This is a genomic window from Paenibacillus sp. LHD-38 (assembly GCF_031157315.1).
Classification (GTDB): domain Bacteria; phylum Bacillota; class Bacilli; order Paenibacillales; family Paenibacillaceae; genus Pristimantibacillus.
This window is the reverse complement of sequence record NZ_JAVIFU010000033.1, coordinates 11,901-37,331: the sequence shown is the minus strand read 5'-3', so window position 1 is coordinate 37,331 and position 25,431 is coordinate 11,901. Positions and strand designations below refer to the sequence as shown.

At 48.0% G+C, this 25,431-nt stretch carries 25 protein-coding genes and 1 riboswitch; all 25 genes read right to left on the bottom strand.

Features of this window, described 5'->3' with window-relative positions; translation table 11 throughout:
- Positions 1-4 precede the first annotated feature (4 nt).
- Positions 5-130 (bottom strand): hypothetical protein, encoded by a 126-nt coding sequence (locus RCO25_RS23695; protein WP_308998592.1) that lies wholly within the window; start codon positions 128-130, stop codon positions 5-7.
- A gap of 57 nt (positions 131-187) precedes the next feature.
- Positions 188-961, bottom strand: a complete 774-nt coding sequence (locus RCO25_RS23690; RefSeq protein WP_308998591.1) for an ABC transporter ATP-binding protein — start codon at positions 959-961, stop codon at positions 188-190.
- Between the two features lie 48 nt (positions 962-1,009).
- Positions 1,010-1,169: riboswitch (guanidine-I (ykkC/yxkD leader) on the bottom strand.
- A 308-nt stretch (positions 1,170-1,477) separates the two neighbouring features.
- Positions 1,478-2,173 (bottom strand): urea ABC transporter ATP-binding subunit UrtE, encoded by a 696-nt coding sequence (gene urtE / locus RCO25_RS23685; RefSeq protein ID WP_308998590.1) that lies wholly within the window; start codon positions 2,171-2,173, stop codon positions 1,478-1,480.
- Positions 2,151-2,924, bottom strand: coding sequence for an urea ABC transporter ATP-binding protein UrtD (urtD, locus tag RCO25_RS23680; RefSeq protein WP_308998589.1), 774 nt, complete (start codon positions 2,922-2,924; stop codon positions 2,151-2,153). Before urtD ends, urtE begins: the two co-directional genes overlap by 23 nt.
- Positions 2,896-3,978, bottom strand: coding sequence for an urea ABC transporter permease subunit UrtC (urtC, locus tag RCO25_RS23675; protein WP_308998588.1), 1,083 nt, complete (start codon positions 3,976-3,978; stop codon positions 2,896-2,898). Before urtC ends, urtD begins: the two co-directional genes overlap by 29 nt.
- Positions 3,979-3,999: 21 nt before the next feature.
- A complete protein-coding gene (gene urtB, locus RCO25_RS23670; protein WP_308998587.1) occupies positions 4,000-4,905 on the bottom strand; it encodes an urea ABC transporter permease subunit UrtB in 906 nt (301 codons plus the stop codon).
- A 108-nt stretch (positions 4,906-5,013) separates the two neighbouring features.
- A complete protein-coding gene (gene urtA, locus RCO25_RS23665) occupies positions 5,014-6,291 on the bottom strand; it encodes an urea ABC transporter substrate-binding protein (RefSeq protein WP_308998586.1) in 1,278 nt (425 codons plus the stop codon).
- Positions 6,292-6,629: 338 nt separating this feature from the next.
- Positions 6,630-7,637 carry an ABC transporter substrate-binding protein gene (locus tag RCO25_RS23660; protein WP_308998585.1) on the bottom strand — a complete coding sequence of 336 codons (1,008 nt, stop codon included), beginning with the start codon at positions 7,635-7,637 and terminating at the stop codon, positions 6,630-6,632.
- Between the two features lie 136 nt (positions 7,638-7,773).
- A complete protein-coding gene (locus tag RCO25_RS23655) occupies positions 7,774-9,360 on the bottom strand; it encodes an ABC transporter substrate-binding protein (protein WP_308998584.1) in 1,587 nt (528 codons plus the stop codon).
- 84 nt (positions 9,361-9,444) lie between these two features.
- Entirely contained in the window at positions 9,445-10,500 is a 1,056-nt protein-coding gene (locus tag RCO25_RS23650; protein ID WP_308998583.1) for a peptidylprolyl isomerase, read from the bottom strand.
- A 71-nt stretch (positions 10,501-10,571) separates the two neighbouring features.
- Entirely contained in the window at positions 10,572-14,159 is a 3,588-nt protein-coding gene (mfd, locus tag RCO25_RS23645; protein WP_308998582.1) for a transcription-repair coupling factor, read from the bottom strand.
- A gap of 49 nt (positions 14,160-14,208) precedes the next feature.
- A complete protein-coding gene (fin, locus tag RCO25_RS23640; protein ID WP_169090087.1) occupies positions 14,209-14,439 on the bottom strand; it encodes an anti-sigma-F factor Fin in 231 nt (76 codons plus the stop codon).
- Positions 14,440-14,502: 63 nt separating this feature from the next.
- Positions 14,503-15,063: an aminoacyl-tRNA hydrolase gene (gene pth, locus RCO25_RS23635; protein WP_308998581.1), complete on the bottom strand. Its 561-nt coding sequence runs from the start codon at positions 15,061-15,063 to the stop codon at positions 14,503-14,505.
- Between the two features lie 188 nt (positions 15,064-15,251).
- On the bottom strand, positions 15,252-15,902 hold the full coding sequence (locus RCO25_RS23630) for a 50S ribosomal protein L25/general stress protein Ctc (protein WP_308998580.1): 651 nt from the start codon (positions 15,900-15,902) through the stop codon (positions 15,252-15,254).
- 341 nt (positions 15,903-16,243) lie between these two features.
- The gene (gene glmU / locus RCO25_RS23625) at positions 16,244-17,638 is read right to left on the bottom strand and encodes a bifunctional UDP-N-acetylglucosamine diphosphorylase/glucosamine-1-phosphate N-acetyltransferase GlmU (RefSeq protein WP_308998579.1); all 1,395 of its coding nucleotides are present in this window, start codon (positions 17,636-17,638) and stop codon (positions 16,244-16,246) included.
- Between the two features lie 304 nt (positions 17,639-17,942).
- Entirely contained in the window at positions 17,943-18,224 is a 282-nt protein-coding gene (spoVG, locus tag RCO25_RS23620) for a septation regulator SpoVG (RefSeq protein ID WP_028609566.1), read from the bottom strand.
- A gap of 129 nt (positions 18,225-18,353) precedes the next feature.
- On the bottom strand, positions 18,354-18,752 hold the full coding sequence (locus RCO25_RS23615; protein WP_308998578.1) for a RidA family protein: 399 nt from the start codon (positions 18,750-18,752) through the stop codon (positions 18,354-18,356).
- Positions 18,753-18,803: 51 nt separating this feature from the next.
- Positions 18,804-19,631, bottom strand: coding sequence for a pur operon repressor (gene purR / locus RCO25_RS23610; RefSeq protein WP_308998577.1), 828 nt, complete (start codon positions 19,629-19,631; stop codon positions 18,804-18,806).
- Positions 19,632-19,713: 82 nt separating this feature from the next.
- On the bottom strand, positions 19,714-20,568 hold the full coding sequence (ispE, locus tag RCO25_RS23605; RefSeq protein ID WP_308998576.1) for a 4-(cytidine 5'-diphospho)-2-C-methyl-D-erythritol kinase: 855 nt from the start codon (positions 20,566-20,568) through the stop codon (positions 19,714-19,716).
- Between the two features lie 136 nt (positions 20,569-20,704).
- The gene (locus RCO25_RS23600) at positions 20,705-20,890 is read right to left on the bottom strand and encodes a small, acid-soluble spore protein, alpha/beta type (RefSeq protein WP_308998575.1); all 186 of its coding nucleotides are present in this window, start codon (positions 20,888-20,890) and stop codon (positions 20,705-20,707) included.
- 198 nt (positions 20,891-21,088) lie between these two features.
- Entirely contained in the window at positions 21,089-21,364 is a 276-nt protein-coding gene (gene veg, locus RCO25_RS23595; protein WP_053373389.1) for a biofilm formation stimulator Veg, read from the bottom strand.
- Positions 21,365-21,625: 261 nt separating this feature from the next.
- On the bottom strand, positions 21,626-22,510 hold the full coding sequence (gene yabG / locus RCO25_RS23590) for a sporulation peptidase YabG (protein ID WP_308998574.1): 885 nt from the start codon (positions 22,508-22,510) through the stop codon (positions 21,626-21,628).
- A gap of 75 nt (positions 22,511-22,585) precedes the next feature.
- Positions 22,586-23,509: a 16S rRNA (adenine(1518)-N(6)/adenine(1519)-N(6))-dimethyltransferase RsmA gene (rsmA, locus tag RCO25_RS23585; protein ID WP_308998573.1), complete on the bottom strand. Its 924-nt coding sequence runs from the start codon at positions 23,507-23,509 to the stop codon at positions 22,586-22,588.
- A gap of 4 nt (positions 23,510-23,513) precedes the next feature.
- A complete protein-coding gene (gene rnmV / locus RCO25_RS23580; RefSeq protein WP_308998572.1) occupies positions 23,514-24,062 on the bottom strand; it encodes a ribonuclease M5 in 549 nt (182 codons plus the stop codon).
- Positions 24,063-24,186: 124 nt separating this feature from the next.
- Positions 24,187-25,335 (bottom strand): resuscitation-promoting factor, encoded by a 1,149-nt coding sequence (locus RCO25_RS23575; protein WP_308998571.1) that lies wholly within the window; start codon positions 25,333-25,335, stop codon positions 24,187-24,189.
- Positions 25,336-25,431: the final 96 nt, after the last annotated feature.

Below are 25,431 nucleotides of genomic sequence, written 5' to 3'. Positions count from 1 at the left end.
GCATTCAGCTTTTCGGTCCTTTAAACAGAAAACATCCTGCCGCTCCGGAAAGAGCTGCAGGATGTCGAAAAAACATGGCGATTACAATGATGCCGAGTACCCTAAGAATACGTTGTTTTTTCATCATCATTATCCCTCCTATATTTCGTTACAAAAGATTCCGCCTAGCAAAATGGCAGCCATTATGTTAATGCTTAAGCAGCTGCGCCAGCTCACGTTTTAAGGATAAGAAATCAGGATGCTCGCGGACTTCCGGCGTTCGACCTTCTGGAAGCTCTACGCGGAACTCCTTCAAAATACGCCCGGGACCCGCTCCCATGACGACAATCCGCTGCGATAGGAATATGGCCTCATCGATATCATGCGTAATGAACAGAACTGTCGTCTTCTCCTTCTCCCATACCTCTAGCAGCATCTCCTGCATTTCCAGCTTCGTCTGCGCATCAAGCGCTCCGAACGGTTCATCCATCAAAAGCACCTTTGGCCGGTTAGCAAGCGCACGCGCGATGGCAACCCGCTGCTTCATGCCGCCCGACAGCTGCTTCGGATAAGCTTTATCGAAGGATTCAAGCCGAATGACCTTAAGAAAATAATTCGAAATTTTCCGGCGCTCCAGAATGGGTACGCCCTTAAGCTTCAACCCGTATTCAATATTCTCGCGCACGGTTAACCAAGGAAACAGGGTATAGCCTTGAAACACCATGCCGCGGTCGGCGCCTGGACCGATAATATCCTCTCCGTCTACCTGAAGTGATCCGCCGCTTGGTTCATCGAGGCCTGCTACCATTCGAAGCAGTGTCGACTTGCCGCAGCCGGAGGGGCCTACAATCGTAAGGAATTCATTTTGTCCGATGGTCAGATCGATGCCTTGAAGCGCCTCAAACCGGCTTTTTTTCGACTCATATACCTTATGCAATCCCTCAATATTAATGGTTCCATTCGTTGATTTTGCGGCCAGCATAGGATCACTCCCAACATTTTTTTGAAAATATGAAAAGCCCGGGAGAGAATCTCCCAGGCTTTTATCCTTCCGTGTTATACAGCCTGGGAGCCTATCAGGCAGCCGCTTGCTATACGCCATCTCTCGGACCAGAACTTAAATGCATTTGCCCGCCCGCTGATCGCGAAACGCTGCAAAAGATTCAAACGGAACCCTAGACGGCTTATTGCTTTCACGATGAACTTCTTGTGAAAGCCGATATTTAATTGTGATAAAACCTAACGTTAATTCGTAGTATAGTGCGGAATGTACGTATCTGTCAATTGTTATGTCAGGTTTTATTACATATAGTAATTTACAAAGCTTAAACAGCAAAAAAGCGGCCATCGACTATAGCTCGATAACCGCCCGCAATCACTTACACCATCACCTGGAATGATATCATTCCTCTTCTTTGTTAGGCCGTTTTAGCCTGCCCGCCTTGCCCAGCGCTTCTCTCAGCAAAAATTCAATGTGCCCATTGACGCAACTGCTCTTCTAAACGGTCAAATATTTACGGATCACTTCATCGTCCAGCGACTCTAAGCCACCCTCCCACGCAATAGCGCCCTTCTCCAGCACATAGAAATAATCGCCCACGCTCTTCACAAAATCAAGGCTCTGCTCTACCAGCAGGATCGCGGTCTTGCCATCGGCTTTGATCGAACGGATGACATCGCGGATATCGTCTACGATAGAGGGTTGAATGCCTTCGCAAGGCTCATCCAGCAGAAGCACCTCCGGCTTGGAAGCAAGCGCCCTTGCGAACGCAAGCTGCTGCTGCTGTCCGCCGCTCAGATCGCCTCCCCGGCGCGTATACATGGCCGGCAGAACAGGAAATTTCGCAATCGCTTCCTCCGGCACAGCAGACATCTTCACCCGCGAGGCCTCTAGACCAAGCAGCAAGTTCTCATAAACCGAGAGCTGCGCAAATATTTCGCGGCCCTGCGGCACATAGCCAATCCCGCTCTTTGCCCGCAGCCCTGGCGCCTTCTTGGTCAAATTCGAGCCATTGTAAGATACAGAACCTTCACGCGCCTTCAGCAGCCCCATAATGCTTTTCATCAGTGTTGTCTTGCCTACGCCGTTACGTCCCAGCAGGCAGACAACCTGCCCCCGCTTCACCTTCAGAGATACATCGCGCAAAATAACACTCTCGCCATAACCGGCTTCAAGCTGTTGAACGGCTAACATCGGCATCCCGCCTTTTCCCCAAATACACTTCCGCCACGCGGTCGTCCCGCTGAATTTCATCCATCGAGCCTTCCTTCAGCAACTTCCCTTCGTGCATGACCGTGACCTTGCTTGCAAAATTCCGAACAAACTCCATATCATGCTCCACGACAACGATTGAACGCTTGAGGGCAATCTGATGAAGCAGCTCGCCCGTCTTACCCGTCTCTTTGTCCGTCATCCCCGCGACCGGTTCATCCAGCAGCAAAATTTCAGGCTCTTGCAGCAGCATCATGCCGATCTCCAGCCACTGCTTCTCTCCGTGCGACAAGCCGCCTGCCCGCCAATCCGCTTTCTTTTGCAAGCCGATCATCGTAAGCTGCGCATCGATTCTTGCACGTTCCTCCTCCGCCATTTTGGCAAAGAGGGTAGCAAATACGGCGCGCTTCTGGCGCATCGCGATTTCCAAATTCTCAGCCACTGTCATGGACGGGAATATGGAAGGCGCCTGAAACTTGCGGCCAATGCCAAGCTCGGCAATTTGATGCTCCTTCTTTTTCGTTATATCCACCTTGCCGAAGGTCACGCGTCCCCCGGTCGGCCTTACTTTTCCGCAAATGACATCCAAAATCGTTGTTTTTCCCGCACCGTTCGGACCAATAAGAAACCGAAGCTCACCTTTCTCCAGCTTCAGGTTCATCCCTTGGACCGCTTTAAAGCCGTCGAACTCAACCGTCACATCATCACACAGCAGGATTGCGGACTCCTTCATGATTCGGCTCCCTCCTCTTTTTGCGTAATTTCAATTGACTAACCAAACCGGCCACACCTTTCGGCATAAAGACAACAACGATAATAAACAGCAAACCCATGAAGAACAGCCAACCCTGCGGATAGGCGGTACTGAACTCACTTTTTGCCCAGTTCATCAAAATAGCCCCAAGAGCAGCTCCGACAAGCGTTCCGCGTCCGCCAATGGCTACCCATAGCACCATCTCGATAGATGGCACAATCCCAAGCATCGACGGTGAAATAATGCCGACATGGAGCACGAACAGCATTCCCGCTATGCCGGCGATCCCCGCTGAAATCGTAAATACGACCATTTGGTAGATTGCCGGGTTATAGCCGATAAAGCGAACACGGTTCTCCCCGTCTCGGATGGCCCGCAGCACCTTGCCGAAGCGGCTGCCGATCACGTAACGGCAAAAAACGAAGACCGCGATGAGTGCGACGACCGTAATGTAATAAAGCGCGCGTTTGGTTTCCGGTGCTCCTATCGAAAAGCCCAGCACGGTCGAATAACCCGTAATTCCGTTTGTACCGCCCGTGAAAGCTTGCTGGCCGATCAGAAGCGTTGTCGTGATAATAACCAGCGCTTGCGTCAAAATCGTAAAGTAAACGCCGCGAATTCGGTTACGGAAGGTGAAATAGCCAAGCACCAAAGCTAGCAGGGCCGGTATGGCAATTCCCATCGCCGCCGCAAACCAGAAGCTTTGAAACGGCTGCCAAAATAGAGGAAGCTCCTTTAACCCGCTCCAGCCCATAAAATCGGGCGGCTTCCCTCCGCTTGCTTCAAGCTTCAAATACATGGCCATGGCATAGGCCCCGAGACCGAAGAAAATGCCATGCCCCAAGCTCAATATGCCGGTAAAGCCCCATATAAGGTCAAGCCCCAGCGCCACGATGGCAAAGGCTAGAAATTTCGCGAGCAAATTAAGCCGAAAATCGCTTACGAAAAGCGGCGCAGAGAATAGCGCCGCAGCTGCAGCTGCGTATCCGATTAATATCCATATACGCTGTGGCGTGAATTTTTGCAATCGCATGAGCATCCCACCTTTCTTATCCTAATCAAGCGAACGTGAACGCATGGCTACAAGTCCCATAGGCTTCCATTGCAGAAATGCAACGATGCAGACAAACACAAGCACCTTGCCTAGCGAGGCATTCGTCCAGTACTCAAACAAGGTATTGAACATGCCGATCCCCGTTGCCCCAAGCACGGTTCCAACAAGCTTGCCGACTCCGCCGAGCACAACCACCATAAATGCATCAACGATATAGTATGTCCCTAGTGACGGGCCTATCGGTCCGAGCAGCGTCAGCGCACAGCCGGCAATGCCGGCAATACCGGAGCCAATAGCAAAGGTCATCGCATCAACGCGCCGCGTCGATACCCCTAGACATGAGGCCATGTCGCGATTTTGCATAACCGCCCGCATCCTTCTTCCCTCATGGCTGCGGTAAATATAGAAGTACATCGCCACTAAACAAGCAATAACAAGTGCGATAATAAATATCCGTTTGTAAGGAAGCAGCGTGCCATCCATAATTTTCAATCCGCCATTGAGCCAAGCCGGGCTCGTTACCGCTACGTTCGGCGCTCCGAAGATCGACCTTGCCAACTGCTGCAGCACGAGACCAACGCCCCAGGTCGCAAGCAAGCTATCGAGCGGACGGCCATATAAGAAACGAATAAGCGACATTTCTAAAATGAGTCCGAATAGAAAGGCAATGATAAAGCTAACCGGTACAGCCAGTACGAAATACCAATCAAACATCGATTTCGGCAAATAATCTTGAAATAGATTTTGCGTGAGGTACGTGGAGTAAGCGCCAATCATAATGAGCTCGCCATGCGCCATATTGATGACCTTCATCAGGCCGAAGGTAATGGCCAGCCCCAAGGCAACCAGCAATAAAATGGAGCTGATACTTAAACCGTTAAAAAGCTGCAGCAGAAACACTTCCATATAACCGCTCCTTTCCAGCGTAAACCAATAAAACAGAAGGGAAGTATTCGAAGCTGCCGAATACTCCCCCGTGTATTGCTGCGTAGTAGACTAAAGCTTGCTTATGGATTATTCCGTAGGTTGAATGCTTGCCGCCCAATCATAGCCCTTCAGGTATGGATCAGGCTTGACTGCTTCACCCGAATTCCAAAGTTCCTTGAACTGGCCGTCGGCTTGCACTTCCCCGATACGAACCGTTTTGTATATGTGCTGAGTAGCGCCGTCAATTTTCACTTTACCCTCCGGAGCTTCCCACTCCAGCTCTTTTGCAGCTTCCTTCACTTTATCCACTTCAATGGAGCCGGCCTTCTCAACTGCCGCAGCCCATAGATAAACCGCCGTGTAGCCAGCCTCGATCGGATCCGCGGTCACTCGCTCATCGCCGTATTTCTTTTTGTAGTTTTCGACGAAAGTCTTGTTAGCCGGCGTATCCGTTGTTTGATAGTAGTTCCACGCCGCCAAGTGGCCTTCCAGCACATCGACGCCAATACCGCGAATCTCTTCTTCAGCTACCGATACGGACAAAGTAGTCAAATCCTTGGCCGTAATACCCGCATCCTTCAGTTGCTTAAAGAAAGCAACGTTGCTATCGCCGTTCAAAGTGTTATACACGACATCCGGCTTAGCCTCTTTGATTTTGCTAATCAACGTACTGTAGTCGGTATGGCCCAGCGGCGTGTATTCTTCACCAACCAGCTCGCCGCCCTCCGCTTTCAACTGCTCTTTAATGACGAGGTTTGCCGTACGAGGAAATACATAATCCGAACCAAGCAGGTAAAATTTCTTGTCGCGATTTTCAAGCAGCCACGTAACCGAAGGGACAATTTGTTGGTTTGTCGTAGCGCCTGTGTAGAAAATATTAGGGGATGATTCCAATCCTTCGTATTGAACCGGGTACCAGAGCAATCCGTTTAGCTCCTCGAATACCGGTTTCATCGCCTTCCGGCTTGCAGATGTCCATCCGCCAAACACGGTAGCCACTTTGTCTTCCGAGATAAGCTTGCGCGCTTTCTCTGCGAATGTCGGCCAATCGGATGCGCCATCCTCAAGCACAGGCACGATTTTTTTGCCCAAAACGCCGCCAGCTGCATTGATTTCATCAATGGCCATCATCTCCGCATCGATAACCGATACCTCACTGATCGCCATCGTGCCGCTCTGCGAGTGCAAGATCCCTACTTTAATTTCCCCCTCCGCGCTTGTTCCCGTATTTGCGGCATTCGTTGCCTTATTATCTGTTTCCCCATTTGTAGATGCCTCTTTGTTGTTATTGGCGCCGCAGCCTGCCAATACGATCGTTACCGCAACAAGCAACAAGCTGAATTGATAAAACAATCTCTTTTTCATCTTCCCACTCCCCAAATCTTTATATTTGTCTCTATTTCCGAACATTCTCTCCAAAACACTATCCAACGTTCGTGTTTTTATTATAGTTCGACCATTATATGGATGTCAACATACTTTACACTAAATTTTTATATGAGTAGGTTTTAAGTTGAAAATGGTCATTTTGGGGCATTTTTATTTATTATATGTAATGTATACTGACATAAAATGAATGCCACTTCTTCTTATATTCGGATTTTCGTTTTTTTATGATAACTAAATTAACATTAAGTCTAAACAAAAAACTCACCTCTAGGCAAAATGCCTTAAGATAGTCTGATTTCCAAACGAGTGCATGCTTATTTTTTATTTTCTTCCGCCCGCTCCACAAGCATATCAACAAAAAGGTCTATTTGCCCCATAATAGCAATGGGATCATAACGATAATAGGTGTCGAAATCGTTATAGAATATCGTATTGTTCTTGGATGCGTTCAACCCTCTCCAAACACCCGACTCCTTCAGCTTTTTGAGTTCTTCGCCCTTTTTCTCAGGGTCGTACGTGGTTAGGAACATGTAGTCAGCGGCATATTCCGGCAATGCCTCAAGCGATAATTGGACCGTTTGTTCCTTTGCATTCTCGTTAATCGCCGGCATTTTCAGCTTCAAGGCATTATAGATTGCCTGCCCGCCGCGGCCTGCGTTATCTCCGAATATCCAAAGTTCGCCTTTGTCTGTCAGTTCATAAAGGCCAAAGGTCGCATTTTCATCTACCACACCCTTCAGCTTTTCACGGCCCTCTGCTGCTTTTTTGTTAAAATCAGCAATAAATTGCTCAGCCTTATCTTGTGCACCGGCTATATCGCCAAATAATTTTACTGTCTCATAAATATTTGTCGCAGTGCCATATGGAATGTGCAGCGTCGGAGCAATTTTCGACAATGCTTCATAGCTCTCGTCATACATAACGACAATCAAGTCAGGCTTGAGCTCCAAGACCTTTTCCACGTTGATTGGTGCGCCTACATCCTCTGCTCCCTTAAGCTGCTCCTTCAGAAAAGGATTATCGAAGGCGCTCGGTTCAACACCTACCACATTAGCCCCGACAGCAAGCAGCTCGCCGCCGTAATAGTCCGTAACCACTCTAAGCGGCTTTGTCGGAATTTCAACCGCTCCTTTTGCCGTTTCGTAACTGCGCAGCTGTGCGGCAGGCTCCTCCGTTGCGGCAGGAGTTTCGGTCTCCGCTGCCGGTGTATTCGTCGCTGCATTATTTCCTTTTGTATTGTTCGTTCCGCCGCAGGCAGATACGAGGACTGACAACATAAGAATAAGTGCGCTAATCATGACATAGGAATTCTTCTTTAACATGGTGTGCCTCCCTTTTTTCTATGGACGATAAATTTTTTTTGATAATGGGAATCATTATCGTTAGAAGCATATCAAATGCTTGCAGCAATCGTCCATAGATAGAAGTCACCTGATTGCATGGATTATTGTCACCTCTTTAAAAGTAAGAAAGAAGGGCTTGTGCGATCATGACCGTCAGCTTTTGTAAGGATACGCCATCATTTGAGAAACATTTATTGGCAGGTATCATATGGATCCGGTTATTTTGGACAGCGGGCAGCTGCCTCCACTCCCTGCTTGCCAACAATCTTGTCGTTTGCTCCATTCCGCCCTCTTCATATATGCTTACTACCATATGATCAGCTCCATAAGCGGGCAGCTCATCGAGCGCTATTCTTCTGCTTTTTCCGGCTTTTAACACATTGTTATGTATGATTTCGGGCGGTAGAAACCCTAAAACATCATAAATAGCATAAGCCCCGCGGTCTTGCCGGCCCAGTACATAAACTTGTCCATCTGCAATTTCATAGGCTGCCACGGTTTCTTCTGGTTGCCATACCTGCTTCAGCCTACGCTTATGCTGATCGGCCATCTGATTAAATTGAACGATCCAAGACTCCGCTTCCTTTTGCTTCCCGAGAATTTGCCCCATCAATCGAATACGCTCAATCGGACAAATCTCTTCCCAGGACTGTGAAATGACAGGCGCAATGGCACGCAGCTGCTGGAGCTGATCCGGTCTCAAATAATTGGGTGCTACAATAATATCGGGCTGAAGCCTGCGCACTTGATTAAAATCCCATTCCTCAAAGCTCGTAACGCCTTTCAGTTCACCCTTAAGCTGCTGGGAATAATGAAAAATACGCGACTCTACGCCAACTGGCGTAATCCCTAATGCCAGCAGGGTACCAATATATTGAAAGGCAACGATGCGTTTTGGCGTTTGGCGGAACTCCGTCGGATACATACCCGTCGCCTGGCTGAATTTGCGGCTGAAATACAAAGCATCCTGATACCCTACAGCAGTAGCTATCTCATTGATATGGCTGTTTGTCGTAGAGAGAAGTTCCTTTGCCTTCTCCGTGCGGAGCTGAAGAATGAAGTCCGATATGCTTTGCCCTGTTTGCCTATTGAACTGCTTCGATAAATAATGTGGGTGATAACCTGTTAATTGAGCCAGAAAAGGACGGTTCAGCTTGGTGTTGTAGTTTTCCTTAATATAGTGAATGGCCTTCTGGATTGGTGTTTCTTGATTAAAATAAGGTATTTTAGGACCGGCAATGAATACCTCATGTAACAACTCAAGCAGCAGGCGCTGCTCTTCAAATGGATTACTGGTCGCGTCCGACTGTTTGCCGGCCTCAATAATCGCTTTAAATAAACCTAGCACAGTGCCAAATCGCGGTGCGGCAATTAGCCCGTTTTCCGGGAGCCCCTCCCCGTCAATGCGGTAAAGCAGCTGCTCGCGTTCGTCAATAACCCTTTTATATTGATCAAATTGGATTACATACAAATGAAAATTACTATTGCTTGAGCTTGTTATTTCAACATTGGCCCTTGCATGCACAAACAAGAGATAACCGAAGCTAAGCTCAATAGCCCTCTCGTTTATGGTCATCATTCCGCAGCCCTCGCTAAGGATCATGATGGTTGGGGCGCTAATATTCATCACGGTGGATATATCAGGGGCTTTTAATACAATGCTTACTGCCTGTCTTAGCAAATACTGGTTCGTCTTCATCATGCCACCAATCCTACCCTGCATAGTTCTGTAAAAAGACCCCTTAACCACGTAAGGGTTAAAGGGTCTAAGGAGCTGGAGCTCCGCTTATTTTGCTGCAGGCGCTTCTGTTGCAGGAGCATCAGTCGCCGGTGTTTCTTCGCCGGCAGGAGCATCGCTTGCAGGAGTCTCCTCTTCAGCTTTAGGAAGCTTACTAACGATTTCTTGCTTCGGAAGCTCGTCCGTCATGTATTTATTCATGAGTGTGTAAGCTACTGCGCTTCTTACTGCTTCTTTATCGGTGTCGCTCAATTTATCGAATGCCGGTGTATCGCGCTTCTCAACAAGAATAACGTGGTAACCGTACTCTGTTTCTACTGGATCACCGATAACGCCAACTTCTTGTTTATAAGCTGCTTGTTTAAACTCCTCAACCCAGCTTCCGTTTTTCTTGTCGGCGTAAAGGCCGCCCGTTTCCTTGGAGCCTGGATCATCGGAGTACTCTTTCGCAAGGGCCGCCCACTCTCCGCCGGCTTCGAGCTTTTGCTTCACTTCTTTGGCGCGAGCCAAAGCTACTTCCGACGTACGAAGCTCTTTCTCTTCTTGCGTTGTTTCATCCGTCGTCTTCGTTGCTACCAAAATATGACGAACCGTTACCGTCGCATAGTCTGCGCCGTTCGTTTCATATTCCGTTTTCATTTGCTCATCCGTTACTTGGGAATTCATATGTGCGACTACTTTCGAAGTAAGCAGCAAATAGTTTTCCATATCTTTGTTTTTCAATTTCTTCTCATCTAGCGCTGCTTTCAATTCGGTATTCGTCTTAAGCTGTTCCTTGAATTGCTTCATTTGTTCTTCAACTTCTGTTTTAGCCGTTTTCACCGATTCCTCGGAAGCCTGGCTGCCTAAAATTTTGTAAGAAATATACTGCTGGAGCAATTGCTCCTTAAATTGCGGAATTTCAATAAGCTGCGCATAGGTAGGCTGAATAACAGTGAATACATCCAAATACTTGTTGAATTCCTTGTCTGTTACATTACCGCCTTTATACGTTGCAACTTCTGTTTCTTTCGCGCCGCATGCCGCCATTGTCATGACTAGCAACACTGCCACGATAAGCAGCGCGCCCTTGCGCCATGCCAATTTGCGTGAATTGTGTAACATGTTGAATCCCCTTTCATATTGTGAACTTGATAGTATTGTATCAGAAAAGGGATATATAAAGCGAATATTGTCTATGGCGTCACATTTTGCAATTGGTCAGAAAAAAGGAGAGTATCCTTGTAGCCTTGCAAAAACTGTTCGATCATATGAATCTTCTGCTCCATATTTAATCCCTTGCCCCGCAGCAGGATGCTTGGATTAGGCTCTTGGTCGCTTCCCTGCTTAAAACGGTTCTCGTGCTTCAGGCAGAGCTGATCGACCTTTTTGCGATCGATGCGGCGTTTCTCGGCTGCGGCGAAGCGGAGTAATATATCATCGCCCTTGCCGCTAATTTGCTCTATTCCGTTCATCGTGCCGTAAACTTTCATTCTCGCCACTGCCAGCAAGTTGCTTACTGCCTGCGGTAAATCGCCAAAGCGGTCGACTAGCTCGTCAATGACATCATCCGACTCTTCAAACGTTCGAATGGCCGCAACCTTTTTGTAGATTTCAATTTTTTGAATACTATCGTAGATATAGTCGGAAGGCAAATAGGCATCGATACTGACATCAATTACTGTGCTAACCGGCTTCTCTTCCTTGATTTCTTCGCCGCTCATTTCCGCCTTACGCTTGGCAATCTCATCGGCAAGCATTTGCGAGTACATATCAAACCCTACAGAAGCAATGAAGCCATGCTGCTCCGCCCCAAGCAGGTTGCCCGCTCCGCGAATCGATAGATCCCGCATCGCGATTTTGAAGCCGGATCCAAGCTCCGTAAACTCCTTGATCGATTGCAGACGTTTTTCCGCTACCTCAGTGAGCACCTTATCCCGTTGGTACGTAAAATAAGCGTATGCGATCCGGTTTGAACGCCCGACACGGCCGCGCAGCTGATAGAGCTGAGAGAGCCCCATTTTATCCGCATCATGTACGATTAACGTATTGACGTTTGGAATATCAACGCCGGTTTCGATAATGCTCGTGCTGACAAGCACATCCGACTCCCCATCAAGGAAATCGAGGATGGTCTTCTCCAGCTCCTGTTCCGACATCTGCCCATGGCCTACTGCAACTCTAGCACTTGGCACAAGCGCATTGATCTGCTCAGCCATTTGATAGATGCCTTGGACCCGGTTATATAAATAATAGACTTGGCCGCCGCGCGCAAGCTCCCGCTCGATTGCCTCGCGAACAAGGGACGGGCTGTATTCCACTACATAGGTTTGTACAGGGAAACGATTCTCAGGCGGCGTTTCGATAACCGACAAGTCCCGCACGCCGAGCATCGACATATGCAGCGTTCTCGGAATCGGGGTAGCCGTTAACGTAAGCACGTCGACGTTTGTTTTCAGCTTTTTCAGCTTTTCCTTATGGGATACGCCAAAGCGCTGCTCCTCATCGACAATCAAAAGCCCGAGCGATTTAAATATAATATCCTGTGAAAGCAAGCGATGCGTCCCGATGACTACGTCAACCGTTCCCGCCTTCAGCCCCTTCATCGTGTCATTTTGTTCCTTGCGCGAACGGAACCTGCTGAGCACCTGTACATTAATGGGATAACCCGCAAAACGCTCGCGGAAAGTCTCATAATGCTGCTGCGCCAAAATCGTCGTCGGCACAAGCACCGCTACCTGCTTGCTGTCCATCGCTGCTTTGAATGCCGCACGAATCGCGACCTCGGTTTTGCCGTATCCCACGTCGCCGCAAAGGAGACGATCCATCGGCTGCGTTTTTTCCATATCCTTTTTAATCTCTTCAATTGCCCGAAGCTGGTCACGCGTCTCATCATAAGGAAACATCGCTTCGAATTCATTCTGATACGTGGTGTCTTGTCCAAAGGAGTAGCCTGGTGCCGTCTGCCGCTCGGCATACAGCTTGATCAAATCATCAGCAATATCCTGAACGGAAGCTTTTACTTTACTCTTCGCCCGTGTCCATTCGCTGCCGCCAAGCTTATTGACCTTCGGCTCTCTCTCTTCGTTGCCGACATATTTCTGAATCATATCGACTTGCTCGATTGGAACGGACAGCTTATCGCCGCCCGCGTAAAGAATATGCAAATAATCTTTATGAATGCCTGCAATCTCGAGCGTCCCGATACCTACATACTTACCGATACCATGATTATGGTGAACGACGTAGTCACCGACCTTGAGCTCCGTGTAGCTCTTAATGCGCTCGGCATTGTCTACCTTCTTATCCATTCTTCTTGCTTTGCGCTGCTTCTGCGTGAACATCTCGCCTTCTGTAATAATAACTAGATGGGCGGATGGCAGCTCAAACCCAGACTGCAAATTCCCCTCCAGCAGGGTAGGCAGCTCAATGTTGTAGTCATCGAGAACACGGCGCATGCGCTCCATACGCTCAGCATTGCCGGCCAGCATCATGACTGTTGCGCCCGTCTTATGCCAGCGCTCCATTTCGGTCTTGAGCAAATTCATCTGCCCATGGAAATTTTGCATCGAACGGCTGGTCATGTTCAAAATATTTTGCGGCTGCGAATGCGGGATTTGCCTCAGGAACAACGACAGGAACAGCGTTGGAAACGGGCGGTGGTGCAGGATCTCCTCCGTATCGCGCGCCAAAGCAAGGTCCGGCAGCGATTTGCCGTTTTGCAGCAAATGCATCGACCATTCCGCTTCATCCCGCTCCAGCTGCTTAGACGTCTCTATCAAACGTGTCGGCTCGTCTAGTATGAGCAGCGTGTCACTCGGCATATAATCGAGAATGGTTTGACGCTCTGGATATAACAAAGAAACATATTTATATATTTCCGGAAAATAAACATGCTCGCGCATACGTTCGATCTCTCCGCCAAGCTCCGTGCGAAGACGGTCCTTTGCCGTGCGATCCGTCATTTTATCAAGCTGCTTCTCAAGCAGCCGCTGCGCATGATTGGCCGCAATCTCCATGCGATGTCCGTCAGCGAGCAGCTCCTGACATGGCGGAACGACAAAAGCTTCTAATCGATCGGAAGAACGTTGATCGGCTGGATCGAAGGCACGAATGGAGTCAATATCGTCTCCAAACCATTCGATCCGGTAGGCGTGAGATGCCGTTAAGGGATAAAAGTCCACAATACCGCCGCGAACGCTCATCTCTCCGCGCAGCTCCACGCGGTCAGCTCTCGTATAACCGAGCGCCGTCATTTGGCGCAAAAAGGTATCAATCGGCAGTGAATCGCCCACTTTAACCGCAATTTGGGCTTCAGCCATCACGCTGCTTATAGGCAAATAACGCCGCACCCCAGAGAACGGCACGACAACAATCCCGCGATAGCCTTTGGACAGCTTGATCAGCACATCCATTCGCTGCGCAAGCGTCTCGGGACTCGAGATCGCCGCTTCGGCAGCAACCAGCTCATTCGCGGGATAAAGCAACACATGGTCAGGAGAAAGACATTCCTGCAAATCTTCCGCAATCTTCTGCGCAGAGAACATGTTATGGGTAACAACGAGCATTGGACGATCAACATCCTCCTGCAGTGCTGCAATGAGCACCTGCCTGGAAGAGCCTGCGAGACCAGATATCATCTGTTCACGCATGCCTTTACGAATACCGGATATGACGGACTGAACGTCCGCATCCGCGGCAAAAGCATTAATTAACGCTTTCAACTTTTGCGACACCCCGTTTCTATACACAATCGGAGATTGATACGATCGCTCCCTGTACATTGAAAAGAAGCCTCAGCCAACCGCTAAGGCTCAAATTATTCACTTACCGTCATTGAAGTGGATTTGCTACCAAATGAAGCTCCGGGTTTGCGTCAATCGCCTCACGGCAATAATCGCAGACCACCTTTACCGTCACATCTCCATTTGGGTCATACGCTATTATATCGCTGCGTTCTTCAGGGGTCAAGAAATGGAAACCGAGCTGATGCTCGGTTATATTTGACCCGCTGAGTGACCCGATTGATGTTCTGCAGTGCCGACAGATATAGTTTACAGCCATATGTATGCCTCCTGAAGGGTCGTTATACCCTTCAGTATGCCCGCAATATCGCAATCTAACAGATTATCGGTTAAACTTTGCCATCGTCTCCTCGAAAGGCGCTTTCAATCTAAACTCTATAGCGTCGCAGGCATCTGAAATCATCGCTGATAATGAATCATGTTCGCCCTTCGGAAAGGTAGAGAGTACATAGTCCGCGATGTTCATTCCCGGCTGCGGACGAGAGATCCCCATCCGAACGCGGTCGAAAGTCTGCGTGCCTAAATGCTGAATGAGTGACTTTATTCCGTTATGTCCGCCTGCGCTGCCTTGATAGCGAAGCCTCAGCTTCCCTATTTCGGTATCCAAATCATCATAGACAATAACACCGTCTTCAACATCCGCCTTAAAATAGTCCAGGAATGACCGAACGGACTCCCCGGACAAATTCATATATGTCATCGGTTTAATGAGAACGACCTTAGTTCCCTGCACATTGCCCTCGCCGATTAATGCCTTACATTTGCTTTGCGTTACGCTAATGCCCCAGCGCTTTGCCAGCTCATCAATGACCATAAATCCGACATTATGTCTTGTATTCTGATAAGCCGCACCGGGATTCCCCAATCCTGCAATCCACCTCATTGCTTGCTCTCACTCCTTTACCTTTACGGACAAATGTAACATAATCTGTTGCAAGCGTAAACATCTGAAGATACCCGGTAAAGGCAAGCTTATTGCTGCGATCGCTGTCATTATCAACCGCAAACAACGCCGTCCTGTATAAGGACGGCGCCGCAGCATGAAAGTTACTTCTTATTCGGAAATAGTGACTACAGGCTCTTAATGCCTTCAAGCTGCGCTTCTTTGGAGCGTGATTCCGCCTCTATAGCTTCCACGGCAGCGTCTTCTGCTTCTTCCTCGGTAAGCTCTTTTTGCGGTGCAAGAATTGTCACCACAACCTGCTCCGGATCAGCAAGCACTTCGACACCCTTAGGGAGCTGCAGATCGCTCACAAGCAAGCTGCCGCCTATATCTAATGATGAGATATCGACCGTTATAGCATCAGGGATATTGCCCGGCAAGCATTGCACCTCGAGCTCGTGCAAAATTAACTGCAGAATGCCGCCCTCACGGACGCCCTGCGAGTCGCCTTCTGTGTGAAAGCGTACGTTTGCCCGCACATTCTCATTCATATTGATTTGATGAAAATCAACATGCAGCACCTGGCGGCTTAATGAATCGCGTTGTATCTCCGAGATCATCACAGAAGTCTTCCCGTGTGACGGAATATTAATTTCAAGCACCGCATTCGGATGGGAACGCAGCAATGCCTGCAATTCCTTGCCATCCACAATGACTTGCGCAGAATCCGTTAGCTGTTTTCCGTAAATAACACCTGGTATTTTTCCTTGGAGCCGCAATTGGCGCAACTCACCTTTCGTCGTGCCAGTTCGTTGATCCGCGTTCATAGCTATCGCCATATTGATTACCTCCTAATGTTTTACCTAGTTTTGAATAGCAAACTAAGCTTCGTAAATCATTTCCCTATAACTTACCCACTCCATCCAAAAATTAAACTTTATCCGCCACATTTTGCTTGTATTCCTACATCAAAAGTCGAATTTGGAGCTGCATTGCGGCAAAGCAGTAATCGTTCTACTGCTTTCCGCATCATTTATAGCAAGCGTATACCGGCTGTAGCCGTTCATTTGCGGCAATAGCTCGTTTCGCGAAAAACCTATAAATATATAGGCAAAAAAGATGCAGAGCTGAATTCATAGTCTGAATTCAGTCCTGCATCTTATAAAAACACTGGTGCTTATTATTGTTTTTTTTCTTTCTTTGCTTTGGCACGTCCCCGAATCTTATCGGCATACCCCGGCTTATTTACTTGACGCTCGCGAGCTATGGCAAGGTCCCCAGCAGGCACATCATGCGTCACCGTAGAGCCAGCAACGACATAGGCTCCGTCTCCTATTTTCACAGGGGCAATCAAGTTAACGTTGCTTCCGACAAACGCATTGTCGCCGATCTCAGTCACAAATTTATTGTAACCATCATAGTTGACCGTAATCGCGCCACAGCCGATATTAACGTCCTTACCCACCTTAGCGTCTCCGACGTAGCTCAAATGGGAAACTTTACTGCCATCGTCGAGTGAAGCGTTTTTGAGTTCAACGAAATCACCGATTTTGCAGCCGACACCCAGCTTCGAACCTGGACGCAAATTCGCATAAGGTCCCACCGAGCTTGTATCACCTACGATGGATTCTGCAACAACGGAATACTTAATCGTAACGCCGTTCCCGATCGAGCTGTCTGTGATATCCGCTTGCGGACCAATAATGCAATCCTCGCCAATAATGGTTGAACCGCGCAGCACGGTTCCCGGATAAATGACAGTATCGGATCCGATTTGAACGTCTGCTTCAATATAGGTTGATGAAGCGTCTATGAGGGTCACTCCGCCGAGCAAATGGTTCCGGTTAATCCGATCGCGCATAAAGCGCTCAGCTTCTGCTAGAGCCACGCGGTCATTTACGCCAATGGCTTCTGCCAGATCAGTGGTGCAATAGCCTTGCACCGATTCGCCATCTTCACGGAATATGCCGATGACATCGGTCAAATAAAATTCTCCCTGTGCATTATTGCTCGTTACCTTTGCAAGCGCAGCAAACAGCTTCTGGTTATCGAAGCAATACGTACCCGTATTAATTTCCTTTACGGCCACCTCTTCAGGTGAACAATCCTTTTGCTCCACGATCCGCTGGACTGTACCGTCTTGACCGCGAATAACGCGTCCATAGCCAGTTGGGACCTCGAACGCTGCCGTTAATACCGTTGCTGCGGCGCCGCTGGATTTATGCAGCTCAAGCATGGCGCTGATCGTAGATGCTTGCACCAACGGCGTATCGCCGCAAATGACGATAGTCGTGCCTTCTTCTCCGCCGAGCAGTGCCTCTGCCTGACGTACTGCATGACCCGTACCGAGCTGCTGCTCTTGCAAAACATATTCAGCGTCATTACCCAAATACGATTTAACCATTTCTGCTCCGTGTCCCACAATAACGACCGAACGCTCTGCCGCTGCTTCCTGTACAACCCCCAGCACATGACCGACCATAGGCTTGCCGCACACCGGATGAAGCACTTTATATAACTTCGATTTCATTCGCTTGCCCTGTCCCGCAGCAAGCACAATCGCCATAACTTTCAAATAAAAGACCCCCTAAATCGTCTATGAATGATAACTTCAGTATAGCTTACTATTAATCCATGCCTAATTCAGGCAGCATTGGCCATCATCATGTCACCAAATATTAGCTATATTATATTCCATTATACGAATATGTTCTTGGATTTCCAAGCGATAACAGCATATGCCAGTCACACCCTTCAGAAAAGCATTCTACAGGTTACTCTTGAATGCAAGATAGGAGAACTGCCGCTTATCGCAAAAAAAAGAAAAGAGAGCCGTGGCTCCCTTCTCCAATCAACCCCAAAATCATGAAATGCTTTGGTTAAGCTCCTTCTTCAATCGCAACTTCTTCTGCTGCGCGCTCATATTCAGCGAGAACAGCAGCCTGGATTTTCTCCCGAGTTGTTGAAGAGATCGGATGAGCAATATCCCGAAATTCTCCATCCGGAGTACGCTTGCTTGGCATGGCAACGAACATTCCATTGTTTCCGTCGATGACACGAATATCGTGAACAACGAATTCATTATCAATAGTAATGGATGCGATAGCCTTCATACGCCCTTCGGAATTTACGCGGCGGAGTCTGACATCAGTAATTTGCACTTGTGTTCACCACCTTTGTCTATGAGAGACTTGGTGTATACTTCCACATTTTTATGCCAATTCCTTCTACATTTCTGGTAAAATCATGCTCTATTTAAAATATTTTTTTAAATTTAATTTTTTTCGTTTTCATTCGACATTTGTCGATGCAATGACCTCTATTTCGACAAGGACATCCTTTGGCAGCCTTGCGACCTCAACGGTCGAACGAGCCGGCTTATGCTCTCCAAAGTAGGAGGCATAAATGCCATTTACCGCTGCAAACTGATTCATGTCTTTTATAAATACGGTTGCCTTCACGACATCCTGGAAGCTGGCACCTGCTGCCGAAAGCACGGCCTCCAAGTTGCGGAACACCTGATGGGTCTGCTCTTCAATGCCGCCCTCTACAAGCTGACCTGACGAATCAAGTGGAATTTGTCCTGATGTGAACAATAATCCCCCCAGCTTAATCGCTTGCGAATAAGGCCCGATCGCCGCAGGTGCTTGATCTGTTGCAATCACTTGCAGTTGTTGCTTCGTTGTCATTATGGTCCCAGCCTTTCCTAGATGGAGATATAAGCCCTCTTATACACGTATCTACGCTTTAAAATAATTTCCCGGAATTACCGTCGTTTGCTTCGTCTTCATATCAACGGCAGTCAGCTTAGCCAATGATATATAGTCCTCAAGCAGCCGCTCTTCTAATTCCACCTCGCCGGATTCAACAAATACGCCGACTCCCGCTACGATAGCCTTAAACTCAAACAACAGGTCCATCATGCCTTGGATCGTTCCGCCTGCTTTCATGAAGTCGTCAATAATAAGGACACGCGACTGCTCCTTAAGAGCTCGGCGAGCCAGGGACATCGTCTGTATACGCTTGGTAGACCCCGATACATAGTTAATACTAACCGCGGAGCCTTCTGTCACCTTATTATCTCGACGCACGATAACGACAGGTATGTTCAAGCAGGCCGCAGTCGCATAAGCAAGCGGTATCCCTTTTGTTTCTACCGTCATAATCACATCAATCTTCCGGTCTGCAAAAGCGGTTGCAAACATTCTGCCGACATCCGCCAGCAATTCCGGCTGACCTAGCATATCCGTTATATACAAATAACCGCCGGGAAGAACCCTCTCAGGCTGCTCTAGCTGGCGGCATATGCTCGTCATAATGGTAAGAGCCGTCGTTTCTTGCATTTTCGGCGTATACTTTACTCCGCCAGCAGCTCCAGCAAGTGTATGAAGCTCACCAATGCCTTCTTCCTCAAACACTTCTTTGATGATCGCCAGGTCCTCACTAATAGAAGACTTTGCCGATTGATATCGATCAGCAAATGCTGTAAGTGAAATTAACGTGTGGGGTCGACTTAACAGGTATTGGGTCATTTCTACCAACCGCGAGCTCCGTTTCAACTTCTTCAAACACATCTCCCCCCACTAAATCCGAATAATATAATGTCAATATAACATTTTTATACGGATTTAATCAAGAAGAACGTCAGTCCTATGTCAGCATTCTTACCACATAGACTTCTTTACAAAAGCCGCGAAGCCCATTATAAATGCGTGGAAGCTTGGCTTCCTTCGAAACAAGGCCGAATACGGTAGGCCCGCTTCCCGACATTAACACACCATCAGCCCCAAGCCGAATCATGCTTTCCTTCAATTGCATAACCTCAGGATAAACGTCTAAGGTGACATTCTCCAGCACATTGCCCAGCCCTTCGCAAATATCGTTAAAGGAACCTCGCTCGAGCGCGCTTACCATATTAGGAATCGATGGATGCTCTTTCAGCTCATTTGCGCGGAATCTGCCATACACATCAGCTGTCGACACATTAATTGGCGGCTTCGCCAGCACTACCCAGCATTGCGGAGGATTCGCGATATGCTCAAGAACCTCGCCTCGGCCGCGAGCAATGGCTGTACCTCCTGTTACGCAAAACGGAACGTCAGATCCCAGCTCAGCGCCAAGGCGGCACAGCTCATCTTCTGGGATTTGCAGCTTCCATAGTCGATTTAGTCCGCGCAGCGCAGCAGCAGCATCACTGCTTCCGCCGGCGAGACCAGCAGCCACAGGTATCTTCTTGTCTAAATGAATATAAACGCCTTGCTTTACATCATAGCGTTCTTTAATAAGCCTAGCCGCCTGAAAGGCTAGGTTCTTCTCGTCTAGCGGTATGTAGCCAACCTGGCTTGAAATAATGATAGTATCCCTAGGCAGCTCTTCCATTTCAAGTCGGTCAGCAAGGTCAACCATCGTCATGATCATTTCGACTTCATGGTAACCATCATCACGCTTGCGGAGCACATCGAGCAGTAAATTAATTTTGGCAGGAGCTTTTTCATAAATTTTCATCCGATAAGTTCACCCGTTCGTTCATAAGCTTAAGCATCATTATATCAAACGAACGCAATAAAAGCTAAGAGATGACAATCAATGGATTTCCGATTGTCATCAGCTTAGCTTTTTCTTGCCAAAATATCGATTTTAATTAGGGTTGGTTCGATTTTGCGGCGGCCTGTTCAGCAAGCTGAATAGCACGTTTAACCATATTGCCGGCATCCTTCGCGCGTATGCCTCCCCAGCCCTCTTGCTGCACTGTATCGTAAAACCCTAGATCTTTTGCCAGCTCATATTTCAATTGCTCCGACATTACGCCGCGCCTTCTGCGACCCATTCGCATAACCTCCACATTCGAATTCAACCGATTCAAAATATACGCCTGTCACTATTGCACAGGTAGTATGCTTCCACACCGGCTCCACGATACGTGAAGGACAGAAACCATAATCCGGAATGGGCTGCTGCTGTTTGTAGGCAAAAAAAAAGCGCAGATGCGATCTGCGCTAACATGCCTCACTAGGCGATATATATTCTATTGTTGCAAATGGGCGATACGGACTTGACCTTCATCATTGCATACGGTCACTTCCACCGACTCAGTCAGTATATCCGCATAACTGTATGAGACACGCTTGAAAGCATGTTGTTCTTCATCCAGCTTAACAATGAAAACAGAAGGGTAGGTTTCTTCCAACGTACCGGTTCGTTCGATGGTCTTTCGTCGGCCACCGTTCGCTCGAAGACGGATTTTGGAGCCAACATGAGCTTCCAAGCTGCGTTTAATATCCAATAGCGCATTTTTTGCCATTGTCCACTACCACCTCTTTCCTTGTTCATTATAACCAAAAAGAGGGGGCTTGTCAAATGAGGCAAAATATTATATCAGTCGGAATATTTACTTGTCAACGGTGATTTCACCCATTTTTAAAAAAGTATGCATAGGAATGCAAAAAATATACATATTAAGAAGTTGCTTGAACTCCAATATGTATATTTGCGCTTTTAACAGCGATCTTTTGCACCTTCGTGTAGGTAAAAAATTATGGAATAAAGCTCAGCAATTAAGCCATTATTGCTTCAATACTGAATTGGACGCCGTTATTTGGGGCTTTGGAAGACCGACACGGAAGCGTCCCATTGTCTCAATACCGCCCACACCGTCGATTCCACTAATCGTGCCGTGAATAACATCCGATAAATTAATGGTGTCTTTAATTGACGTGTAGCTTGCTTTGATAGCTATATAGACCGGATCAAGCGCGTGGATCAATATTCGCCCAGGTGAGCTTGCAAAGTTTGAGCCCACCTGCAGCAGTGCCTCAAAATGTGATTGGCAAGCGCCGGCAATAACGATTAATCCATCTCGATTTCTCTCATATTCACGTGCAACGCGTACGGCATTAACAAAATGCTGTGAGTTTTTGTAGCTGCTTAGGCTGTACAGGTCCATTTGCGCCCGGTTCTTCAGTACACCGTCGTGGCCGGTAATAACGACAATATCCGGTTGAATTTGTGGCAGTAGTCGGTACAGCACATCAGCCATTTGGGATTCATGCACGTGGAGGCCATGCGAAGGGACATGCATCGTATTGTACAACTGCATGCTCTTCTTCAAATAGTTACCGTCGCCGTCGAGATGAAGCACTTTTCCTGGCACTTCAAAAAATGGCTGGCTCTGCTGCAACGCATGCCGAATATTATCTTCGTTCTCAATCGCTTGACGTTCTCGTTCGGAATGCATTCGTTTTAAGGAATCATTTACTTTAATACGAACTTGCTGCACCGCACTTGTCGTTTCTGGATCGCGTATGACCGACAGATCAGGAATCGGAGCATCCGCAAGCAATCGGTAGTCCGTGCCTTTCAGAACGGCAGTATGTGTACGAACAGCCTCAACCTTGAATAGCACGTCACCGCCATACGATTTGCGGACGACCAGGTCCCCTTGCTTCATGGGTAAATCACCTCTTCGTCTATCCTATGGGCAGACAGGGCGAATGGTGAGTATTTTATGACGAAAGGATTGGCTTTACCAGCCCGCCTCCAGCATGCTCCGGCTAATACGGGCAAATTCCTCGAGTGACAGCGTCTCTCCGCGCCTAATCGGATCGATATCGTTCTTCAAAAGCATCTCTGTTAGTGCCTCGCGCCGTTCCTTGCCCACAAAAGCTGTCAGATTGTTGGCTAGCGTCTTCCTGCGCTGTGCGAAGCTGGCCTGTACGACACGGAAAAAATGATCCTCATCCGGCACGTCGACAGCCGGCTTGTCACGCAAAGATAGCTTAATTACGGCAGAATCGACATTTGGCTGCGGAATAAACACCGTATGAGGTACCATACAGACCACCTTAGGCACGCAATAATACTGAACGGCAACGCTGAGACTACCGTACTCCTTGCCGCCTGGCTTAGCAGCCATCCGCTCTGCCACTTCTTTCTGAATCATGACAACAATATGCTCAAGCGGCAGCTTCTCTTCCAACAACTTCATCAATATCGGTGTAGTGACATAGTACGGTAAATTCGCCACGACGCTTACGCCAGATACATCAGCAAATTGTTCCGCAAACAGCTGTTTCAAATCCAGCTTGAGCACATCGCCATGAATGACTGTCGTATGTGCTTCATCAGCCAGTACATCCTTCAAAATCGGAATAAGCCGATTATCAATTTCCACAGCCGTCACCTTGCCAGCAGCTTGTGCAAGCCGCTGTGTAAGCGCACCGATGCCAGGGCCAATTTCAAGAGCTCCTTTTGTTTCATCAAGCTCGGCAGCCGCTACGATATTGTTCAAAATATTTTGGTCGATCAGAAAATTTTGGCCCAGGCTTTTCTTAAAGGAAAATCCGTATTTCGCAATAATTTCTTTGGTCCGTTTTGGTGTAGCCACTTCAATCGAAGCCTGTTTTACCGCTGACCCGCTTGTAACTTCATTCTGCTCTTGACCACTCATCCGGCTAACCCTCCAGTTCCTCTTCCATTTTGCGGAATGCTTCTATAAATTCCGCTTTGGAAATTCGAAAGCTTGTACAGCGTTTATAAAATTGTTTGCCGTTCGCATACCCAATCCCGAGCAGTCTGCCTATGACCAAACGTCGATTAGACGCATCGGGATGCACAATTAGACCCGCTTCCATTAAATCCTCGAAGCTAACTTCTCCCGCTTCATCCGCCGTCTCTGTACGAAGCTCGGAGAGCGCAGTACGTATCGCTTCAGGACTCGCGTTTTCGATACCGATATCTCCTTTGTACAAGGCCTTCTCCTGCGGCAAAAAAGCATGCTTGCATCCCGGTGCGTGACGCGCGACTATTTTTCGAATCCGTTCTCCCGCATGATCGGGATCTGTAAATATGATAACGCCGCGACGCTCATTCGCCAGCGCGATTCTCTTCAGCACATCCTCACCGATTGCCGAACCATTTGTCTCAATGGTATCTGCTTCCACCGCCCGTTTGATGGCCACAGTGTCGTCTTTTCCTTCAACGACAATGATCTCTTTGATCATCAAGACATCCCCTTCTACATAAGCTGCATTAACCCCAAAAACATGCAAAAAGAAGAGGCAGTGCCTCTCCTTATGATGGCATATTTAATTGATAATGGCGATAAGATGATGGTAACGATACTAATTAGCTTGCAGTAGGTTTGTTAGGTCCCAGGACATACACGGTGATGCCTTTTTTTCTTCCGAACTTATTGGCAACCTTCGTGCTATCAAAGTATACGTCAATTTTGTTTCCTTTAATCGCGCTGCCTTTATCCTCAGCCCGGCGGAAACCGATTCCTTCAATATATACCCACCAGCCTATTGGAATAACCTTCGGATCAACGGCTATCGTACGTCCCTCTTGTACGCGTGCCCCTGATGCCGTAATTCCATATTGCGGATGGTTTGTATCCTTACCCGTTGAAGCCACACCTGCAGAATAAGCAGTCAGCATGACATTCTTAAGTACCTTCTTCGCCTTGAACGTTACTCCGCTTTTCGTTAACGATGCAATGCTCGGGCTTTTGCTCGAGAGCACCGTTACCTTAGGCGCTTCCTTCTTCGTTCCGATCGCGACAACCTGATCAACTGCAGCCGTCTCAACAACCTTGCTGACCATCTTCTTCGAAATAAGAACGCCATCCTCGTATTGCTTCTCGATGCTCTCCACAATGACACCTTGCTTACCGGTTTGCACAAGCTTTTCCTTGCCCGCCGCAAGTGTCGGATCCGACTTTTTCACTATAGAGAATGGCATCGCGCGTTCGGTCTCTGACACCTTCGTGTCAACACGAACAACCGTTACCATCTGCTCTGCATCCAAAACCGTATTGAGTGGAGGTATTACTTTATCTTGACCACGAACTGGAATATGTAATTCCTCGATCGCTGCCTGCACTGTTCTCTCTGTCGTGTACACAGTAGAGGTCTTGCCATCAGCTTTCACAATTACCGGTATCGCATGAGTTACCTCGATACGATCTCCGTCCTTTATTGCCGCGTTAAGCGGTATGGACACCTCATCATGTGGTCCAATTGCGATAGCTTGTTCATCCAGTAGGCGTTGCAGGACCCATTGCTTCGTTTCCACAATGGTTTCTTGTCCGTTCACTACTACGGAGACGCTTTTGACAGCCGTTCCGTACAACAACACCAAAAACATGAAAGTCATAGCGATTGAGATAATAGCACTCAAAAGAATCAAACGCAAGTTTTCACGCTTCCATCGCAATGCGAAAGACATGCTGGATGATCGTTTCCCATGGGTGTCCTTAACCTGGAGTATTCCCACTTCATCGGTCCTCCTTCATAGCCCCGCCGCCAAGTGTTACGCATGATACAACTGACGCGACTATAGTATATTGGCGTGCAAGCACGCAATCCAGTA

Coding starts and splice junctions, on each gene's coding strand:
- RCO25_RS23655 (WP_308998584.1), bottom strand. CDS start 9,360: ATGATGAAGACGAACCAGTATTTGCTAAGACAGGCAGTAAGCATTGTA.
- ispE (WP_308998576.1), bottom strand. CDS start 20,568: ATGAAAATTTATGAAAAAGCTCCTGCCAAAATTAATTTACTGCTCGAT.
- rnmV (WP_308998572.1), bottom strand. CDS start 24,062: ATGATCAAAGAGATCATTGTCGTTGAAGGAAAAGACGACACTGTGGCC.
- fin (WP_169090087.1), bottom strand. CDS start 14,439: ATGGCTGTAAACTATATCTGTCGGCACTGCAGAACATCAATCGGGTCA.
- RCO25_RS23630 (WP_308998580.1), bottom strand. CDS start 15,902: ATGGCGATAGCTATGAACGCGGATCAACGAACTGGCACGACGAAAGGT.
- pth (WP_308998581.1), bottom strand. CDS start 15,063: ATGAGGTGGATTGCAGGATTGGGGAATCCCGGTGCGGCTTATCAGAAT.
- RCO25_RS23615 (WP_308998578.1), bottom strand. CDS start 18,752: ATGACAACGAAGCAACAACTGCAAGTGATTGCAACAGATCAAGCACCT.
- veg (WP_053373389.1), bottom strand. CDS start 21,364: ATGGCAAAAAATGCGCTATTGGATATTAAACGCAGCTTGGAAGCTCAT.
- mfd (WP_308998582.1), bottom strand. CDS start 14,159: ATGTACAGGGAGCGATCGTATCAATCTCCGATTGTGTATAGAAACGGG.
- urtC (WP_308998588.1), bottom strand. CDS start 3,978: ATGCGATTGCAAAAATTCACGCCACAGCGTATATGGATATTAATCGGA.
- urtA (WP_308998586.1), bottom strand. CDS start 6,291: ATGAAAAAGAGATTGTTTTATCAATTCAGCTTGTTGCTTGTTGCGGTA.
- urtB (WP_308998587.1), bottom strand. CDS start 4,905: ATGGAAGTGTTTCTGCTGCAGCTTTTTAACGGTTTAAGTATCAGCTCC.
- RCO25_RS23695 (WP_308998592.1), bottom strand. CDS start 130: ATGATGATGAAAAAACAACGTATTCTTAGGGTACTCGGCATCATTGTA.
- yabG (WP_308998574.1), bottom strand. CDS start 22,510: ATGAAGCAAGGGGACCTGGTCGTCCGCAAATCGTATGGCGGTGACGTG.
- urtD (WP_308998589.1), bottom strand. CDS start 2,924: ATGAAGGAGTCCGCAATCCTGCTGTGTGATGATGTGACGGTTGAGTTC.
- RCO25_RS23660 (WP_308998585.1), bottom strand. CDS start 7,637: ATGTTAAAGAAGAATTCCTATGTCATGATTAGCGCACTTATTCTTATG.
- RCO25_RS23650 (WP_308998583.1), bottom strand. CDS start 10,500: ATGTTACACAATTCACGCAAATTGGCATGGCGCAAGGGCGCGCTGCTT.
- urtE (WP_308998590.1), bottom strand. CDS start 2,173: ATGTTAGCCGTTCAACAGCTTGAAGCCGGTTATGGCGAGAGTGTTATT.
- RCO25_RS23690 (WP_308998591.1), bottom strand. CDS start 961: ATGCTGGCCGCAAAATCAACGAATGGAACCATTAATATTGAGGGATTG.
- RCO25_RS23600 (WP_308998575.1), bottom strand. CDS start 20,890: ATGGGTCGCAGAAGGCGCGGCGTAATGTCGGAGCAATTGAAATATGAG.
- rsmA (WP_308998573.1), bottom strand. CDS start 23,509: ATGAGTGGTCAAGAGCAGAATGAAGTTACAAGCGGGTCAGCGGTAAAA.